The organism is Bacteroides fluxus YIT 12057 (genome assembly GCF_000195635.1).
In the GTDB taxonomy this organism is placed as follows: Bacteria; Bacteroidota; Bacteroidia; order Bacteroidales; family Bacteroidaceae; genus Bacteroides; species Bacteroides fluxus.
Genome location: NZ_GL882680.1, coordinates 1 through 1488 on the forward strand (window position 1 = coordinate 1; position 1488 = coordinate 1488).

General features: G+C 31.4%; 3 protein-coding genes. All 3 read right to left on the minus strand.

The window, feature by feature from the left end:
- Positions 1–90: 90 nt before the first annotated feature.
- Positions 91–519: a hypothetical protein gene (locus tag HMPREF9446_RS12880; RefSeq protein ID WP_009126118.1), complete on the minus strand. Its 429-nt coding sequence runs from the start codon at positions 517–519 to the stop codon at positions 91–93.
- Between the two features lie 66 nt (positions 520–585).
- Positions 586–987: a hypothetical protein gene (locus HMPREF9446_RS12885; RefSeq protein WP_009126119.1), complete on the minus strand. Its 402-nt coding sequence runs from the start codon at positions 985–987 to the stop codon at positions 586–588.
- Between the two features lie 78 nt (positions 988–1065).
- Positions 1066–1488 (minus strand): hypothetical protein (locus tag HMPREF9446_RS12890; RefSeq protein ID WP_009126120.1); only part of this gene is annotated, 423 nt, incomplete at its 5' end.

Below are 1488 nucleotides of genomic sequence, written 5' to 3' on the forward strand. Positions count from 1 at the left end.
TTTTAATTTTTAATTGTTTTACTATTGCGGATAATGGGTTGTGAATAACTGATCGTTAGGGTGGTTCATTCGCTTGTTAGCAATAACTTATTATAATCCCAAATAGCATTCTAAAAAAGAATTGAAGTCTTTCCATTGTGGAGACAACTTTCCATTCTGAAAATTGATTAGTTTTTCTCCCAATTCAATTTCGAGAACTTCTCCTGTATTACGGTTATAGAAAAAACCGCCTTCCGCCTCAAAACTATCTAAAGGAAGATATTCTTTCGGTAGTTCCAAATTATTCTGCAAAGTTTCTGCTCTTTGAGCATAAGTTGAATATACAAGAAACCAACATATATTATCTATACTACCAACTCGCCCTTTAAAACTTGTTTCCGTTGTATGAAGACAAAAGAATGCAAAATCACTACTTAAATCAATTCCTAAATCTATCAAAGCCTTTTTATATGCTTTATCTTCTTTTTCCGAATATACACCTTGTTTATTCAAATAGTCTATCACTTTATTACTTAGCATGATTTGATGATATTTTATTTGTTTAACTTTATTGCTAATGGGTTGGAAAGGAACGCCGTTTAGGAGTTAGCTTTCCTTGTTATCAATTTTATATTCTTCATATTCAAGAAACGCAGTATCAACATCTCCTTCTAACAGGTAGTAGAAACAATCTTGTATTATATCAATCCATTCAATAATTTGCTTTTGCTGTTCTTGTGAGACAAAATTAGCCCCGACAATCCATCTCCTGCCTAAATGTATAATGCTATACACATCACTTATTAGGGTTTGATTGATTGTCGGCTTCATAAAATCATCCGCAAGAACTTTAAGACATTCCATTATCTCCATAAAATTACACTCATATAGTTTTCCTCGAAATGGACGAAGTAAGCCAAGAAAGCCATTTTCCCATTTCTCATTTTCTATATCATTGTTTCTACAAGAATGAAAACTTAATAAAATATATGCTTCTTCTTTTGTCATTGCGTTTCTGTTTAATTGTTGATAATGTTTGACGGATAGTCGCCCTTTCAAGAGCGATTGATACGCTTGTTATACACGTTATTTTTTATTAGATTTCTTATAATGGATATATAGTTCCCCAGAGGAAGTTAATAATCCATTACTTATAGCATTGATTAATGTTTCAAAATTTTCAATACAATCCAAATCATCACACTCTGCTCCATACCACATATATATTTCTTCATTTTGAATCCATTGAAGAACTTTGAATAATTCTGTTTGGTTGATAGATATTCCATTACCTATACTTTTCTGCGCACAGACACACAGACTATCAAAATTGGGAATAGTATATATCCCATCAGTACAATTTGTATGAAAAAGAACTTTTGCATATTCTTTAAAATACAAATTATTTTCTATTCCAAAGAATAGATTATTAGGCTTTTTATATGTGAATAGTATCATTTGGCTCATGACGTGTATAATGGGATGCAGATAGCAACCTGTTACGGTTGC

Coding starts and splice junctions, on each gene's coding strand:
- HMPREF9446_RS12880 (WP_009126118.1), bottom strand. CDS start 519: ATGCTAAGTAATAAAGTGATAGACTATTTGAATAAACAAGGTGTATAT.
- HMPREF9446_RS12885 (WP_009126119.1), bottom strand. CDS start 987: ATGACAAAAGAAGAAGCATATATTTTATTAAGTTTTCATTCTTGTAGA.